This is a genomic window from Nonomuraea sp. NPDC003754, from assembly GCF_053605785.1.
In genome coordinates, this window is record NZ_JBSGJX010000083.1 from 1 (window position 1) to 14,579 (window position 14,579).

General features: G+C 66.1%; 15 protein-coding genes, 4 tRNA genes and 1 pseudogene. 6 read left to right on the forward strand and 14 right to left on the reverse strand.

Annotation, left to right across the window (positions count from 1 at the left end):
* Positions 1 to 703: 703 nt before the first annotated feature.
* Positions 704 to 943: a hypothetical protein gene (locus ACWEVS_RS44850; RefSeq protein ID WP_449921648.1), complete on the reverse strand. Its 240-nt coding sequence runs from the start codon at positions 941 to 943 to the stop codon at positions 704 to 706.
* A 183-nt stretch (positions 944 to 1,126) separates the two neighbouring features.
* On the opposite strand from ACWEVS_RS44850, the gene ACWEVS_RS44855 reads away from it, so the two are divergent.
* Complete coding sequence (locus ACWEVS_RS44855; RefSeq protein ID WP_452557189.1) at positions 1,127 to 2,134, forward strand: tyrosine-type recombinase/integrase; 1,008 nt, start codon at positions 1,127 to 1,129, stop codon at positions 2,132 to 2,134.
* Between the two features lie 55 nt (positions 2,135 to 2,189).
* On the opposite strand, the gene ACWEVS_RS44860 is transcribed toward ACWEVS_RS44855, so the two are convergent.
* The 5 genes from ACWEVS_RS44860 to ACWEVS_RS44880 all read right to left on the reverse strand — a co-directional run bounded on the left by ACWEVS_RS44860 (position 2,190) and on the right by ACWEVS_RS44880 (position 4,987).
* Entirely contained in the window at positions 2,190 to 3,002 is an 813-nt protein-coding gene (locus ACWEVS_RS44860) for a TRADD-N-associated membrane domain-containing protein (RefSeq protein WP_452557191.1), read from the reverse strand.
* 155 nt (positions 3,003 to 3,157) lie between these two features.
* Positions 3,158 to 3,231: transfer RNA gene (locus ACWEVS_RS44865), tRNA-Phe, on the reverse strand.
* A gap of 5 nt (positions 3,232 to 3,236) precedes the next feature.
* Positions 3,237 to 3,311, reverse strand: a tRNA-Asp gene (locus ACWEVS_RS44870).
* Between the two features lie 93 nt (positions 3,312 to 3,404).
* A tRNA-Glu gene (locus tag ACWEVS_RS44875) sits at positions 3,405 to 3,477 on the reverse strand.
* Positions 3,455 to 4,987: a metallophosphoesterase family protein gene (locus tag ACWEVS_RS44880; protein ID WP_354923288.1), complete on the reverse strand. Its 1,533-nt coding sequence runs from the start codon at positions 4,985 to 4,987 to the stop codon at positions 3,455 to 3,457. Before ACWEVS_RS44880 ends, ACWEVS_RS44875 begins: the two co-directional genes overlap by 23 nt.
* Positions 4,988 to 5,071: 84 nt before the next feature.
* Between ACWEVS_RS44880 and ACWEVS_RS44885 the strand changes: the two genes are divergently transcribed.
* Positions 5,072 to 5,422 carry a metallopeptidase family protein gene (locus ACWEVS_RS44885; protein ID WP_449921657.1) on the forward strand — a complete coding sequence of 117 codons (351 nt, stop codon included), beginning with the start codon at positions 5,072 to 5,074 and terminating at the stop codon, positions 5,420 to 5,422.
* A 117-nt stretch (positions 5,423 to 5,539) separates the two neighbouring features.
* Positions 5,540 to 6,826 carry an MFS transporter gene (locus ACWEVS_RS44890; RefSeq protein ID WP_452557193.1) on the forward strand — a complete coding sequence of 429 codons (1,287 nt, stop codon included), beginning with the start codon at positions 5,540 to 5,542 and terminating at the stop codon, positions 6,824 to 6,826.
* A 14-nt stretch (positions 6,827 to 6,840) separates the two neighbouring features.
* Here the strand turns inward: ACWEVS_RS44890 and ACWEVS_RS44895 are convergent, their stop codons facing one another.
* A complete protein-coding gene (locus tag ACWEVS_RS44895; protein ID WP_449921663.1) occupies positions 6,841 to 7,179 on the reverse strand; it encodes a PspC domain-containing protein in 339 nt (112 codons plus the stop codon).
* Between the two features lie 65 nt (positions 7,180 to 7,244).
* Between ACWEVS_RS44895 and ACWEVS_RS44900 the strand changes: the two genes are divergently transcribed.
* Positions 7,245 to 8,414: an acyl-CoA dehydrogenase family protein gene (locus tag ACWEVS_RS44900; protein WP_449921665.1), complete on the forward strand. Its 1,170-nt coding sequence runs from the start codon at positions 7,245 to 7,247 to the stop codon at positions 8,412 to 8,414.
* Positions 8,415 to 8,466: 52 nt separating this feature from the next.
* Positions 8,467 to 8,542: transfer RNA gene (locus tag ACWEVS_RS44905), tRNA-Lys, on the forward strand.
* 81 nt (positions 8,543 to 8,623) lie between these two features.
* Here the strand turns inward: ACWEVS_RS44905 and ACWEVS_RS44910 are convergent.
* The 3 genes from ACWEVS_RS44910 to ACWEVS_RS44920 all read right to left on the reverse strand — a co-directional run bounded on the left by ACWEVS_RS44910 (position 8,624) and on the right by ACWEVS_RS44920 (position 10,936).
* Positions 8,624 to 10,033 (reverse strand): site-specific integrase, encoded by a 1,410-nt coding sequence (locus tag ACWEVS_RS44910; protein ID WP_452557195.1) that lies wholly within the window; start codon positions 10,031 to 10,033, stop codon positions 8,624 to 8,626.
* Between the two features lie 8 nt (positions 10,034 to 10,041).
* Positions 10,042 to 10,359 carry a hypothetical protein gene (locus ACWEVS_RS44915; RefSeq protein ID WP_452557197.1) on the reverse strand — a complete coding sequence of 106 codons (318 nt, stop codon included), beginning with the start codon at positions 10,357 to 10,359 and terminating at the stop codon, positions 10,042 to 10,044.
* A gap of 169 nt (positions 10,360 to 10,528) precedes the next feature.
* The gene (locus ACWEVS_RS44920) at positions 10,529 to 10,936 is read right to left on the reverse strand and encodes a hypothetical protein (protein WP_452557199.1); all 408 of its coding nucleotides are present in this window, start codon (positions 10,934 to 10,936) and stop codon (positions 10,529 to 10,531) included.
* A gap of 93 nt (positions 10,937 to 11,029) precedes the next feature.
* Here ACWEVS_RS44920 and ACWEVS_RS44925 point away from each other — a divergent pair.
* Positions 11,030 to 11,221, forward strand: a pseudogene (locus ACWEVS_RS44925) (holin); the annotation flags it as partial.
* A gap of 288 nt (positions 11,222 to 11,509) precedes the next feature.
* Here the strand turns inward: ACWEVS_RS44925 and ACWEVS_RS44930 are convergent.
* From ACWEVS_RS44930 to ACWEVS_RS44945, 4 genes are all read right to left on the reverse strand, one after another.
* Positions 11,510 to 12,220, reverse strand: coding sequence for a hypothetical protein (locus ACWEVS_RS44930; RefSeq protein WP_452557201.1), 711 nt, complete (start codon positions 12,218 to 12,220; stop codon positions 11,510 to 11,512).
* 27 nt (positions 12,221 to 12,247) lie between these two features.
* Positions 12,248 to 12,970: a pentapeptide repeat-containing protein gene (locus ACWEVS_RS44935; RefSeq protein WP_452557203.1), complete on the reverse strand. Its 723-nt coding sequence runs from the start codon at positions 12,968 to 12,970 to the stop codon at positions 12,248 to 12,250.
* A 3-nt stretch (positions 12,971 to 12,973) separates the two neighbouring features.
* Positions 12,974 to 13,165 (reverse strand): multiple cyclophane-containing RiPP AmcA, encoded by a 192-nt coding sequence (gene amcA / locus ACWEVS_RS44940; protein ID WP_452557205.1) that lies wholly within the window; start codon positions 13,163 to 13,165, stop codon positions 12,974 to 12,976.
* Between the two features lie 546 nt (positions 13,166 to 13,711).
* Positions 13,712 to 14,209, reverse strand: a complete 498-nt coding sequence (locus tag ACWEVS_RS44945; RefSeq protein ID WP_452557207.1) for a radical SAM protein — start codon at positions 14,207 to 14,209, stop codon at positions 13,712 to 13,714.
* Positions 14,210 to 14,579 lie beyond the last annotated feature (370 nt).

The window sequence follows — 14,579 nt, forward strand, 5'->3', positions numbered from 1 at the left end:
GTGGGAGATCCGTGCAGACATTCACGAAGCTTTCCTCAGCCTGGCCTGCGCGCTCATCTGCTGGCGCCGCCTTACCTCATTGCGTTAGGCGTTCTAAGCCGCGGGGCAGGTGCCTCGTGCGATTGGTCTGCCATGGACTCTGATCGTGGCGCTGCGGGAGTGGGCGAGGTCTGAGGAGGAGCGGGCGTCAGGGACGGCCAGGTCCATCATGCTCGGATGTGCCGCTTGCCGGCACGCGCGCCGCCGCGGCGGGACCGGCCGGAGAGCCGCAGCCCGCCGCGAGCGAGCGCGCAGGGGCCGGGGCTTCAGTGTTGCTGTCCCCGCGGTGGCGCGGTGTTGGCAGCGGAGACCGGAGAGCGGTGGACAGGCAGGCCCGGCGTTCGTCTCAAAGAGCTGCTACTCCTGCGAGCTGATGGAGTCGTGGTGATCGTTGCGCGTGGTACAGCCTCGCCTCGGAGTCCTCTCGTCGTCGCTCTTGGTGAAGCATTGCCGAAGCCCGCTCGTCTTGCTTATGGCCTTCCGCGTGAGGTCACACCCGAGGTCGCGGCCCCCTCCCCTGACCCGGCATGATCGCGCCGTACCCGCCGCTACGCGGCGGGCTTGAAGACGTGGAGAAAGTTCTCATTCATCGGCCCTCGATGGCCTGTGTCTAGTCCCAGAAGATGAGTGACGATTCTGTCCCAGGACATGCACGACAGGTGATCTAGGAAACATTGCTGACCTTGCGGGGCCGGTTAGCTTTGACATTGCGGATCGGAAGGTCGGTGGTGCGCCGCACGACTCGTGGCCCTTCCGGCAGGTCGATGGTCAAGGTGGTGTCACTGACGTGCACGGTGACGACCTGGCCCGCATGCAGGCGGCCCAGGCAGACCGTCTGACGTGCCACCATGACCACGCCGAACGCGTTGGCGCGGCGTTGCACCATCACCGGCGAGTTCGACACGACCGAAGCATCTGGCCCCGTAAGGACGGCCGATACGGCTATGCCGCGTTCGTTCAGACCACGGCGGGAACGGTCAAGCGAGTGCAGGGCTCTTCCCGGACCCAGGATGACGCACGGAAGAAGCTGACCGAGCTTCTCCGCCAAGCCGACCAAGGCATTCCCGTCTCGTCGGAGAACTGGACTGTGGCCGACTTCCTGACGTACTGGCTCAAGCACATCGTCAGCGAAGAGCGGCGCCCCAAGACCTATCAGGGTTACGAGGGCGTGGTCCGCCTCCATCTCATCCCTGGGTTGGGCAGGAAGCGGCTCGGCAAACTCAACGCCCAGGACGTCAGGTTGTTCATCAATCGAGTCCGCTCCGAGTGCCAGTGCTGCCGGAACGGCTGGGATGCTTCTCGCGAGACTTTTCAGTGCTGTGCCCTCAAGAATGGCACCTGCTGTCAGTCACGGTTGTCGACACGTATGGTGCAGTCCATTCATGCGGTTCTCCGGAACGCCTTGGAGTGCGCTGTCCGAGAGGAGATCATCGCCCGCAACGTCGCCAAACTGGTCAAGGTCCCGGTTCCCAAGTACAAGGTCAATCGCGGACTCACCGTTCCGCAAGCTCGGGCGGTCCTCAAGGCCGGTCGCGAACACCGGCTCTATGCCTTGTACGTCCTGGCGCTCTGCCTCGGCCTGCGCCGCGGGGAACTGCTTGGGCTCCGCTGGGAAGACGTCGATCTCGACGGCACCAAGCTAGAAGTCGTACAGAGCCTCCAGCGCGTCGGCGGACGCCTCCAGTTCGTCCGCCCCAAGACCGCCGACTCGGAGCGAACCGTCCCGCTACCTCTGATCTGCCTAGAAGCCCTGAAGGAGCACCGCAAGAAGCAGTTCGCAGAACGCTCAGACCGCTGGGAAGAGTGGAAGGAACACGGCCTTGTTTTCCCCTCCCGATGCGGCACCCCCATGGAGCCGGACAACCTACGACGAAGCTGGGGAGCCATTCGCAAGGCCGCCGGCCTCGGCGAGATGCGCTTCCACGATCTCCGCCACACCTGCGTGACACTCCTGCTCAACCTCGGTGTCCCGCCCCAGGTCGTCCGCGACATCGTAGGCCACAGCGACATCGAGGTGACCATGACCATCTACGCCCACGTCTCCCTCGACGACAAGCGCGCGGCACTGCACAGGCTCGGGGAAGCACTCTGGTAAGCCAAAGCAGCCGCACAGTGCCTCGACGCTCACTCCAGCGTCGAGGCACTCATCCTTACTTACCAGCGTCCTTCTCGGTCGTCTCGGAGGGTTCGTCATTCTGGCGAGACTGATCGGATCCGCCGGTGCGAGCGATCGCCTCGATCAGCTGCGCTACGGCTTCGGGCCGTTGGTCATCGTTAAGCTCCCGAATGAGCCTCTGCGCGACAAGAAATCTGAACGTCTCCTCGGGCTGAGCGAAGTATGACCGGAGGTGACGAGCTGTGGTCTCTTGTAGTCGCAGGAAAGTTCGCCCGATGTACGCGGCAAGTACCGCCCCGGCCGTACCGACCAGGCCAACAACGATGCTCGACGGCGTGGACAGTGTCTTCCAGGCTGCGATACCCGATGTGCCGACGATGATCAGGAAGCCGCCCAGAATCGCCCACTGAGCATTCCGAAAGCTCTGCTCCGCATGCTGATCGGCCCTTGTGTGATACCCACGCAGACGTTCATTGGTGATCTTCCAGAGCTCGCTGAGATAAGAATCGTCTTGTCCGATCAGTTCCGCCTCGCGAGAGCCCAGCTGAACATCCCGTCGGACTTCTCTGTTCTTGTCCTCGAAGCGCTGCTGTTGGGCCTGACGTGCATAGACCAAAGCTATGACGGCAACCAGGAAGATCACGGATGGGGCGAGCAGCACCCCAACCAAGTCGATAAAGGCGTCGGCGTACGCACCCTGGTAGACCGCCCATAGCGTGATCATCCACATCACGATTGCTAGCCACAAAGCAGCAAGAGTGACGGCGAGCCAACCGAACAATCGTGCCCGCTTCCGTTCAGGTGACCCCGACCATTCCTCTTGGTTCACATTACTGTCGAACGACACCTGACCAAGATTGCGCAACGGAACCTCAGCATGGCCTCAAACGATCAAACCGTTACAGAGCGTCAGGTGTAGTCGTTGCTGTCACTGCTGCTGTCACCGAATCAAAAAGCCCCGCACGCTGATCGCGTCGGGGCGTTTTTGCTGTTCAAGAAGGGTGGTCAGGGGCAGGGTCGAACTGCCGACCTTCCGCTTTTCAGGCGGACGCTCGTACCAACTGAGCTACCTGACCCAGAGCGGTCCTGACGGGACTTGAACCCGCGACCTCCACCTTGACAGGGTGGCGAGCACTCCAAACTGCTCTACAGGACCTTGCTTTCGTTCCGGCCTTCCGGCCGAACCGCCTCGCTTAGCTTACCAGTCTTTCGGAGGTCTTCGACCTTCCGTCCGGCTGGTGTCGCCGTGTGCCCCCAACGGGATTCGAACCCGTGCCGCCGCCTTGAAAGGGCGGTGTCCTAGGCCGCTAGACGATGGGGGCCCGGGACTTTCGTCCCGTTCCTGACGTCTTCCGTTGGAGACCTCTGAAGCATAGGGGACGAGTGCCCCAAGTGCCAAAGTGGTTGTCCACCGGAAGCTCCGCTGACGCTTCCCGTTGGCGACGGGGACGTCGTTGGTGCTGGGGAAATCATACGTCGAGGGTCCGGCTCGACGTGACGCTGGATGTGCACCGACTGCTCTCCGAGGCCGCCGAGCGTGATGTCGTCCCAGGCCTGGAGCCTGTGCGTGGTCTTGTCGAAGTACAGAACCGATGCCTGGACGGGTGTCGGTTCGGCGTGTTCGAGGGCGCGGAGTCCGGCGCCGCCGGTGGAGCCCTGGACGAGGACGCGGGTGCCGGACGGCAGGAGCGTGGTCGAGCGGCGGTGGGAGTGGCCGGCCAGGACCAGCGGAGCGAATCCGGAGAAGCCCTTGGCCGCGTCGGGGTCGTGGATGGCGACCAGGTCGACGGGAGAGGGCTGCGGCAGCCGTACGGCGTGCTCGCGGCCGAACTCGCGCATGCGGGCCGGATCGTTGTCGGCCGGCACCGACTTGTCGGGGGTGAAGCGGGGGTCGCCCAGGCCGTAGATGCGCAGCCCGGCGACGGTGGTGGAGTCGTCGTCGAGGACGACCGCGTTCTTCTGCGCGGCGACCGCGCGCTCGGTGACCTTGGAGTCGTGGTTGCCGCGCACGAAGACGTACGGCACGCGGAGCTTGCCGATCTCCTCCATGAAGGCGTTCTCGGCCTTGGTGCCGTGGTCGGAGATGTCGCCGGTGTCCACGATGACGTCGACCATGAACTGCTCCTTGAGCGAGCGGACGACGTTCCACGCGATCGGGTTGATGTGGATGTCGGAGACGTGCAGGACCTTGATGGAGGCGGGGGCGGGGTCGTAGGTGGGCAGCGCGGAGACCGTGTCGTACAGCTTGGAGACGTTCGTCACGAGCTTGGTGAGCTGCTGGCGGTACGACTCGAACTTGGTCACGATCGACTGGGCGCTGCCCACGAGTGACGGCGCGGCGGCGATCAGCCCCGAGTAGCGGGGCTCCACGAGGGAGCTGGGGCGGAAGGTGAGGGCGGCGACGGCGCCGGTGCCCGCGAGGGCGACGGCGGCGGCGAGCAGGCTGTAGAGGGCGACCCTGGGTCGGCGGAAGACGAGGTATCCGGCGAGCAGCGCTCCCGCGGCGGCGCACAGCAGGGAACGGATCACCAACGCCTGGACTCCGCCGCGCAGGTCGTCCTCGATGATCTCGGGCAGCCGGGTGGCGAGCTTCGGGTCGTCGATGAAGGCTCTGGCCTTGTCCTGGTCGATGTTCTCGAGCGTGATGCGCAGGCGGAGCGGCGCGTCGTGGCTGCGGAACCTGAGGGTGCCGAGCGGGTGGGCGTCGACCACGGTCTCACCGGTCAACGCGGGCCTGAGCGACATCCCCGTCTCGACGGGACCGACCTGGGCGCGGACCGTCCCGCTGAGGATGATGCCGAGCCAGGCGCCGACCGCGGACACGAGAAGCACCGCCGCGACCCGGGCAGGCCGCGACCGTATGACGGTTCTGATGACGTTCATACGCCTTCTTGCCTACCCGACGGACGGGGCAGAATGGCAACCGTGATAGAGGTCTCCCGGGAGAAGTTCGAAGAACTCGTGGCCGAAGCATTGGACACGATCCCTCCCGACCTGACCCGCGTGATGGACAACGTCGTGGTGGTGGTCGTGGACGACCCGCCGGAGCCTGATCTTCTCGGGCTGTACACCGGTGTTCCCCTGACGCAGCGCGGCGATTGGTACTCGGCGGTCCTGCCCGACCGCATCGAGATCTACCGCAACCCCATCTGTGAAATGTGCGACAGCGAGGCACAGGTCGTGCAGGAAGTGCAGATCACGGTCGTCCACGAGATAGCGCACCATTTCGGGATCGACGACGAGCGGCTCCATCAGCTGGGCTGGTGATCGCGGGCCCGCGATTACAGTTTGCAAGAGCTTGGCTGCTTTCGGTTGCGCCGCAGCCCCCTCCCCGGCACCTTAGGTCACATAGCGAGCACACTGAGTCAGGTTCAGCGGGGACCTATGGGGGCTAGGCTTCCGGGGAGGCACAGGCGTGCCCCTGAACGGCGGGCCACGTACGGCGAGGTCTTCGCCCTACGTGAGTTCCGCGCGCTCTGGTACGGCCAGGGCCTTTCCCTGCTGGGCGACCAGCTCGCCCAGGTGGCGCTGGCCGTGCTCGTGTTCCACCGGACGCAGTCCGCCCTCGCCACGGCCGCCGTCTACGCGCTGACCTACCTGCCGTCGATCCTCGGCGGGCCGCTGCTCGCGGGCCTGGCCGACCGCTTCGCGCGCCGCCGGGTGATGATCGTGTGCGATCTTCTGCGCGCGCTGCTCGTGGCCGTCATGGCCGTTCCCGGCATGCCGTTCGCCGTGCTGTGCGTGCTGGTGTTCTTCGTCGTGCTGCTCAGCGCGCCGTTCTCGGCGGCCAGGGCGGCGCTGCTGCCCGAGGTGCTCGAGGGCGACCGCTATGTCATGGGCTCGGCCCTGCAGAACATGACCAACCAGGCCGTCCAGATGCTCGGGTTCGCCGCCGGCGGCGCCGCGATCGCCTTCCTTGGGCCCTACCGGGCGCTGGCGCTGGACGCGGCCACCTTCCTCGCCTCCGCGCTGATCCTCGTCTCAGGGGTACGGCGGAGGCCGGCCGCCGGCCGTACGGACGGGAAGAAGCCGTCGATGTGGCACATGACGCGCGCCGGAGCCGTGCTCGTCTTCAGTGACAGGAAGCTGCGCACGCTCGTCCTGTTCGCCTGGCTGTGCGGGTTCTACGTGCTGCCTGAGGGCATCGCGGTGCCGTACGCCGTGGAGCTGGCGAAGGACGCCTCGCTGCCGGTACCGGTGATCACCGGCCTGCTGATGGCGGCCATGCCGGCGGGGACGGTGCTGGGGGCCTTCCTCCTCAGCAGGTTCGTCTCGCCCGCGGGGCGGCTGCGCGCCATGGGGTGGCTGTCGATGCTCACGTGCGCGCCGCTGATCGTGTGCGCGATGCGGCCGTCGCTGGCGGTCGTGCTGGCCCTGTGGGTCCTGTCGGGGATCGGGGGCGCCTACCAGCTCGCGGCCAACGCCGCCTTCGTCCAGTGCGTCCCGGCCGAGCGGCGCGGCCAGGCGTTCGGCCTGGTGCAGTCAGGGCTGATGGCCGCGCAGGGCATCGGCATCCTGATCGGCGGCATAGCCGCCGAGAGACTCGGCCCCGAGCCCGTCGTCGCCCTGGCGGGGATCAGCGGGGTGACGGTCGCGGCCGTGCTGGCCATGATGTGGACCGAGTCTCGCGGCGACATCGTCGCCAGAGTGCGCGCCCAGGCCGCCGCCTGAGCCCGCCGGCACGGTCACGCCTGCGGCTTCTGGTCACCGGGCATGCCGGGCTCCTGGCGCTGCCAGCCCGCGGCCGGGCTGTAGTCGGGGGTCGCCTGGTGCCAGGTGTCCTTGGCCTGCTTGTTGTTGATCAGGTCCTGGACGATCGAGGTGTTCTTGCCCTCCTCGGGCATGAGCAGCCAGCCGATCGCGTAGACGCCGATGCCGGCGCCGCCGAACAGCGTGGCGATCGCCAGGCCGATCCTGACCAGGTTGGCGTCGATGCCGACGTAGTCGCCGATGCCCGAGCAGACACCCGCGATGATCCTGCCCTGGCGGGTCCTGCGCAGCTGCTTGAAGTTCGATTCGCTCATGGCTCAAGACTGCCCCCGGGCCCGCTGTTTCCACATCGGGATTGCCCCTGGTAGAACCCTGGGGTATGGACGACTTGCTACGGGTCGACTTGCTACGGGTCGACGACAGGCTCACCGGCGACCAGAAACTGATCAGGGACACCGTCCGGTCGTTCGTCGCCGACCGCGTCCTGCCGTACGTGGGCGACTGGTTCGAAGAGGCCGTCTTCCCCGCCCGAGAGCTCGCGCCCGCCCTCGGCGAGCTGGGGCTGCTTGGCATGCACCTCGAGGGGTACGGCTGCGCCGGCACCGACGCGACCTCGTACGGCCTGGCCTGCCGCGAGCTCGAAGCGGGCGACTCGGGGCTGCGCTCGTTCGTGTCGGTCCAGGGTTCGCTGGCCATGTTCCCCATCTGGAAGTACGGGTCCGACGAGCAGAAGCGGCAATGGCTACCCCTGATGGCCTCAGGGTCGGCCATCGGGTGCTTCGGCCTCACCGAACCCGACCACGGATCCGACCCCTCCGCCATGCGCACCTTCGCCAAGCGCGACGGCTCCGACTGGATTCTCAACGGATCCAAGATGTGGATCACCAACGGGTCCATCGCCGACGTGGCCGTCGTCTGGGCCCAGACCGACGACGGCATCCGCGGCTTCGTCGTCCCGACCGACACGCCCGGATTCTCCGCGCCCCCGATCCACAAGAAGATGTCGCTGCGCGCGTCGGTGACCTCCTCGCTCTACTTCGACGACCTCCGCCTGCCCGGCTCGGCCGTCCTGCCCGGCGTGACCGGCCTGCGCGGGCCGCTCTCCTGCCTGTCGGAGGCCCGCTTCGGCATCCTCTGGGGCGTCGTCGGCGCCGCCCGCGCCTGCCTGGAGACGGCGCTCGACTACGCGCGCACCCGCGTCCAGTTCGACCGGCCCATCGCCGGATTCCAGCTCACACAAGAGAAGCTTGCGTGGATGTACGTCGGACTGGCACAGTCGTCGCTGACCGCTTTCCACCTGGGAGCCCTGAAGGACGCGGGGGCACTCACGCCCCAGCAGATCAGCTTCGGGAAACTCGCCAACGTGCGGGCCGCGCTGGACATCGCCCGGCAGGCCCGCTCGATCCTCGGCGGAAACGGGATCACACTGGAGTACCCGGTGATCAGGCACATGACGAACCTGGAGAGCGTGCTGACGTACGAGGGGACTGAGGAGATCCATACGCTGGTGCTGGGAGAGGCGTTGACCGGGTTGTCGGCGTACAGGTGATGTGCCTGACGTCGCGCGGGGGGCGGTAGCCTCTGTACCCTGCATCTTGCGAGGGGCGTTAGCTCAATTGGCAGAGCTGCGGACTTTTAATCCGTAGGTTCCGGGTTCGAGCCCCGGGCGCCCTACCAGGAGAAGCCTTGATCGTCGAGGTTGATCCACTTCCCTAAACGATCGCCTGCCGGACCAATGCCGGACCATCCGGCAGACGATCACGAAGTAGCGGCGCGCGACGACCGCCGGGGAATCATCGCCACCGCGGCGTCGGCCGCCGCCTCCGCGATCTCCGGCAACACCACCGTGTAGGTATCGGCGGTGAACCAGTACTGCCGGTGGCCGAGCGTCGCCGAGACGTCTTTCATGTCCATCCCGCTCGCCAGCATGATCGTGGCCGCGCAGTGCCGCATGTCGTGGAAACGCACGGGCGGCAACCCGCTCTTCTTCATCAGCCACTCGGTGTGGTCGGTCAGCCAGTTGAGATCCAGCGGCCTGCCGAGCTCGTCGGTGAACACCTTGCCGCTGTCGACCCAGGCCCGGCCGGCGGCGAGCTTGTCGGCGGCCTGGACCTTCCTCCAGGCTCGCAGCAGCTGCACGTTGGCCTTGCCCATCTTCACCGTGCGGCGAGACGCATCGGACTTGATGCCACTCTCAGCTTCGGCGTCCTCGTCCTCCAGGACCGAGATCGTGCCCTCCCCGTCGAGGTCGGTGTCGGTCCACTCCACGCTGCACACCTCGGCCCGGCGCAACCCGCGGGTAATCACGAGGTGGTAGAGCGCATACAGCCGCTCCTCCCACTCCACGAGCAGATCGAGCCAGTCCCCCGCCAAAGCGGGCGTCCACACCATGACCGGCGAGGGCTTCGGTACCCGTCTACGGTCGGCGGGTTCCTTGGCGGCCTCGTCGGCCAGCAGCTCGCGCCAGCGCGCGACCCGCTCGGGCGTCCAGAGAAGCGGGCGCCGCTTCTTCGCGGTGGGCAGCTCGATGTTCTTGGACGGATCGTGGCCGATCTTCTTCTGCCGCAGCGCCGTCGACAGCGCGCTCGACAAGGTCGCGTGCACACGCCGGATGCGCGCCGGCGACAACGGTTTGCTGATGTGCAGCTGGCCCGGCTGCGCACCAGCCCAGGTGGCCTCCTTTCGTACGGCGAGCAGGCGACGCAGCATCTCGCTGGGCTGCCCTTCGACCGACCGGTTGATCTGCCCGAGAGCCTCGTACAGCTTCTCCAGGTGGTCCTCGCGCAGGTCCGACAGGTACAAGTGGCCGAGTCCTGGCTCCAGGTACAGGTCGATCTGCTCCTCGTACCCCTGCCTGGTCGACTCGGCGAGCGTTTTCTTGCCGGCCAGCCACTTACGTAGGTACGGCCCGACCTTCAGCCGCCGGTCGACGACCGGCTGTCCGGCGCGCGCCTCTGCGAGCAGCTGGGGGAGCGCCGCCTCGGCCTCTGTCTTCGTCCGGTACGGCCCGGCCCATGGCCGGCGGCGCGTGCCGTCCGGGCTCGGCGGCGCCTCGTACCGCATCCACCACGAGCCGTGGGCGCGCTTGGCCAGCTCAGGGCACTTCTTGCCGAGCTTCTTGCCGGTCTCGGGGTCGCGACAGTTGCACCTCTTGGCAACGTTCGCCATCGAGCCTCCTACAAGACGAAATGTCGGAGCAAGTTGGTGGAGTGGCCGGCGAGTTCGTCGGCCAGGTCCAGAGGGATGAGCTCTCGCTCGAGGTAGACGTCGGCCTGGTAGGGGGAGACGTCCATGTGGACGAGGCCGGGGACGTTGCGCTCCAGGTAGTAGCGAACGGTGGGTGAGCGGCCGAGGGTGAGCAGTGGGACGAGGTCGCTGAGGGTGCGCGCGCCTACGATCTGAAGGGGTTCCAGGACGTTGGGGTCTACGCCGGTGCGGTCGAGCAGCATTTCGAGGCGGCCGTGCTTCATGCGGCTGTTGACTCTGCTGATCACCAGTTCTTCGGGGTTAACGAGTCGGATGTGGAGCTGAGGGGTCATCTGAGTCTCTCTGCGCAGTGTGGTGCTTTGTCTGCCGAGTAGACCCCGATGTCCTGTCCATTGTTGTGCGATACAGCCGACAGTCATCATGTTGTTATGCGAGTAGTTGAATGCTAACTGTCCGCTATTTCGGATTACGTCGCACTATGTCCTGCGCAAAGAGGACAAATCCCTCCCTCTCCTCGGTGCTCATATCCTTCGGAACGGTGACCGCCACCCAGTCCTCTCCCCCCTCCTTCGGGATCTCGGCCACCTCGACCCCGAGCCACTGAGCTGCGGCCAGCTCGGCCAGCACCCGCGCCGGCCGCTGCATCGCGGCGGCCAGGGCGCGCAGACGCCACAGCTCAGGCGCCCGAAGGACTGTGTTCTTGGCGAGGCTGTTGATGTAGCCGTGCTGGAGCTTAAGGCCCGTCTCGGGATCGCGAGCTCTGAGCGCGAGCGCACGCTCGCTCTCGTCGTGCTCGACCAGGTAGTCGCGGATGTAGCGGCTCAGCTGGTCGTTGGTGCCGGGAGTCCCACCACTCGACGGCATAGCGTCCTCTCTCGCCCGGTGGACGACGAATCGAACATCATCGCCCTCTGGGTTGTACCGCTCGGCAATTGGGTCAACTAGGACGCCGGCGAGCGCATGGTCGGCGTTGCCGCGAGCTCGGCGCTTGCCACGATCGGCACCGGCGCGGTTGGCCTGTTCGACGTGGCATGGCCGACGATCGGCTCCATGGCGGGCATGGCCGCCGTGGTGTCCCTGCTGGTGTCCATCGTGGCCGGCACGACCGGCGACCCGACCACCGCGGGGTTCACGACCAGCACCAGATAGCTGGCGTGTCTGCGGTCCCCGGCGTACCGTCGTGATGTCGCCTGGGCGCGAGCGCTCCGTCCTGATGGGTGGGGCGTTCGTTTTGCTATGTGCCGGCTATCGGGTGCGGTACTCCACCCAGGCGCAGCCAGCGGAGACTGCGCGACTACGGAACTCGCGACCCTCCTCGACGTACATCGCCTTGTAGAGGCGGAACAGCGTCCACAGGGCCGCGAGCCCGGTCACCGCACGCTCGGGCGCTGACGTCCACGCGGGCGCCAGCAGCTCCTCGGGTTTTCGTGTGCGGGCTCAACCCAACCAGAAGGCGGCGAGTGACCAAGATTCCTCACCGTTTGTAGAGCCGTCGTGCGGCAGGAACTCCGTGGGGGCGATGTACCCCTGGCCGGGCTGCAGCCGGATGCGCAGGCAGCGCAGCGGATGCCCCTCTGCGACGTAACGGCGCAGATCGTCGGTATGCGGGCAGTACCCGCCCTGGTCATGGCCTATGACGCGGCAGATCTCCTTGATGTCCCGATCGCCGACGAGGAGATAGCGGGTGCCGGGCCCCAGATTGAGGCAGAGGCGTCGGCGGCTGTTCTGCCGGGCAGAGTAGGGCAGCCGGTCGAAGTTATCGACGTGCAGTCCGATCCGGTGGCCAGTCGTGGAGTCTTCGGTGCTGGTGAGCAGCCCGGCCCGGCTGGCCGCGCAGGCGAGCCGCCTGCGCGGCCAACGACCGTCCAGCGGGTCGAGAGCGGTCGCGGCGTCCACTCGGACTTGTAGATCGTCGGAAGCGAACACCGGGAGAGTTTGGGCGACCAGCTCGATCACCACGCTGGTCGGGGTCGTGTCGTCGGGCCGGAGACGGTCGGCTTCCACACTGCTGAGGGGTGTCCAGTCCCCGCGGGGGACGACGGCCACGCCGTCGTCATACCCTGGCGCGTCGCCTGCCTGCCTGACATGCCCGATGTCGATACGTCCCTGGATGTCGCTGAACTGGTCGAACAGCAGATGTAAGCCCATGTCTCCGCCTCCTTGGTTGTCGAGGTCCTATTCGAAGGTGATCTCCTGTTCGGCCGCGAACGCCTGGGCGAGGCCCTGGAGCTGTGACCGATCGATGATGATCTTCTTGAGCCCGGTCACGCCGCGAAGGTTGGACAGATCGTTGCCCCGCAGATCACAGTCACGGAAGGTGCCGCCGTCGAACTCCGTCAGGTGTAGGTCGCACTCGTCGAACGCCACACCGCTCAAGTCGGCTGCGGAGAACTCCGCCTCACGCAGGGAGCAAGACGAGAAGATGACTGGCCCAGCGGCGCGTACGCGAGTGAAGATGGCGAGGTCGAACCTGCACCGCTCGAAGATTACGTCATCGAGCGTGACCTGCTCCCACGTCGCGCCGATCATCTTGCAGTCGGTGAATGCGACCCGGGAGAGCTTGCTGTTCTCCCAGCGGAGGCCGGACAGGTCACAGCCGGAGAACTCCACTGAGTGCAGGCTCAGGTCGTCGAGGCGGGCACGCTGGGTGGTGAGCCCGGTGACGCGTCCGTCCATGAGCTGGGTCCCTGACAGGGACAGCTCGCGTAGATGCGCGGCGGCGTAGCGGAAGTCGCGCAGCTTGCCGTGTTCACCTTCGAGCGAATCGACCTCGTCCAGGTCTACGTCGTCCAGGTCGGGCAGCGTAACGCTCGTCTGGCGTACGGTGCGTGTGTCCATCGTCTTGCCTTCCGTATTGGTCCCGTCGTGGGCGCGGTGACCCGCGCCTACGACGGCCATCTGCTACTTCTTCTTCTTGCTCCAGTTGTCCCAGGTCGGCCTGTTATCGAATCCCCCCTTCTTGTTGTTGTCCCAGGTCGGCTTGTTGTCGAATTTGGCGGCCTGCGTCGGATCGGGGACATCGAGGGTGCTGGCGCCGAGCAGGTCGTCGACCACTTTCGCATCCGTAGTGGCCAGGTACTCCAGAATGGTCATGACGCGATCTCCTTTTTGGTCGAGGAGTACAGAGCGTGATGAGGGCTTGACGGGTGAGCCGGCAGTAGTCGGTCTCCGTGCTCGCGAAGCTGCCGTTCTCGAAATACCGGTTGCATGCCTGCGCGCCGCGGCAGAAGTTGAAGAACTCGCATTCCGCCTGGCACCGTGACAGGCCGATCATGAACTCGGCGACGTAGCGCAGCCGGTGCGCCTGATCCAGCATGCTGGAGATGCTCTGAGAGCAGACGTTCCCGGCAACGAAGTCGCCGTAGGCGTCGTCGCTGATGCCAGCCAGCTCGGGCGACGCCAGCACCACGTCTCCATCAACGGACACTGTCGGAATCGGATCGAGGCCGTATCTGCACCACTGGTCGCTCTGCCCGCCGCGGGCGAGGTGCAGGTAGTCAGTGAGCCGTTCGAGCTCCCGTAGCGCCGGCCCTGCGCTGTGGGTCTTGCGCCAATGTAGGACCCGCTTCCAGAATCGTTCGGCCTGGTCCTGGGTGATCCCGCACCGTCGATCGTTGACGCCTTCCATCTCCTCCACGTTCAGGCCGATGGTGTGCGGCCCCAGGTCCGCGAGGAAGTCCAGGAGGGACTCGGGCTGTTCAATGCCCTCGGTCCAACGACGGCGATCAAGCTGAAGCGGATGCCGTAATCGTGGAGGCGGCGGATGCCGCGCACGATCCGGTCGAAGGCAGGCCGGCCGCGTAGATCCACCCGTCGGGCGTTCAGAGCCGCCGGCCCGTCGATGCTGACGCCGACACTGACCTGGTATCGGGCGAACAGGTCACACCACTCGTTGTCGATGAGGGTGGCGTTGGTCTGCACGCTGTGCTGGATCCGGCCCGCGTGCCGCAGGTCTTCGAACGGCGCGAGCAGGGCGGTGAACTTGCTTCGGCCCAGGGCGAGAGGCTCCCCGCCGTGCCACACGATTTCCAGCTGGCCGCCGGAATCGGTCAGATTCGCAGCCGAGGCTGCAACGGCATGGGCGACCTCGAGGTCCATCTCATTGCTGAGACGCCGGAACGGCAGATAGCAGTACACGCAATCGAGGTTGCATAGCGTGGTCGGCTGGACTACCAGGGCCCCTGGCCTGGCCGAACCACCGATTGAACTCTGATCGTCCTTTCATCTCGTGGCGTTCCCTTTCACGAAGGGGAAAGAGCCGTGGAGCCCATGGCCACGAGAGGGATGTCGCCCTTCGCGCGCACCACCCGTAGGGGTGAAGGGCGGCTCGTCTCGTGGCCACGGGGTTGTGCCTGGCGGGGCTCGCCGGCGGCCTCGGGTGTGGGGGGCCGGGGTTTCATCACAGCGCCCTATGTCATGCGCCTGAAATTCGTCGGCAATATTTGGCGAGGGATGCAAGAATCTCTTCGGCGGTCTTGACCCACACGAACGGCTTGGGGTCTTCGTT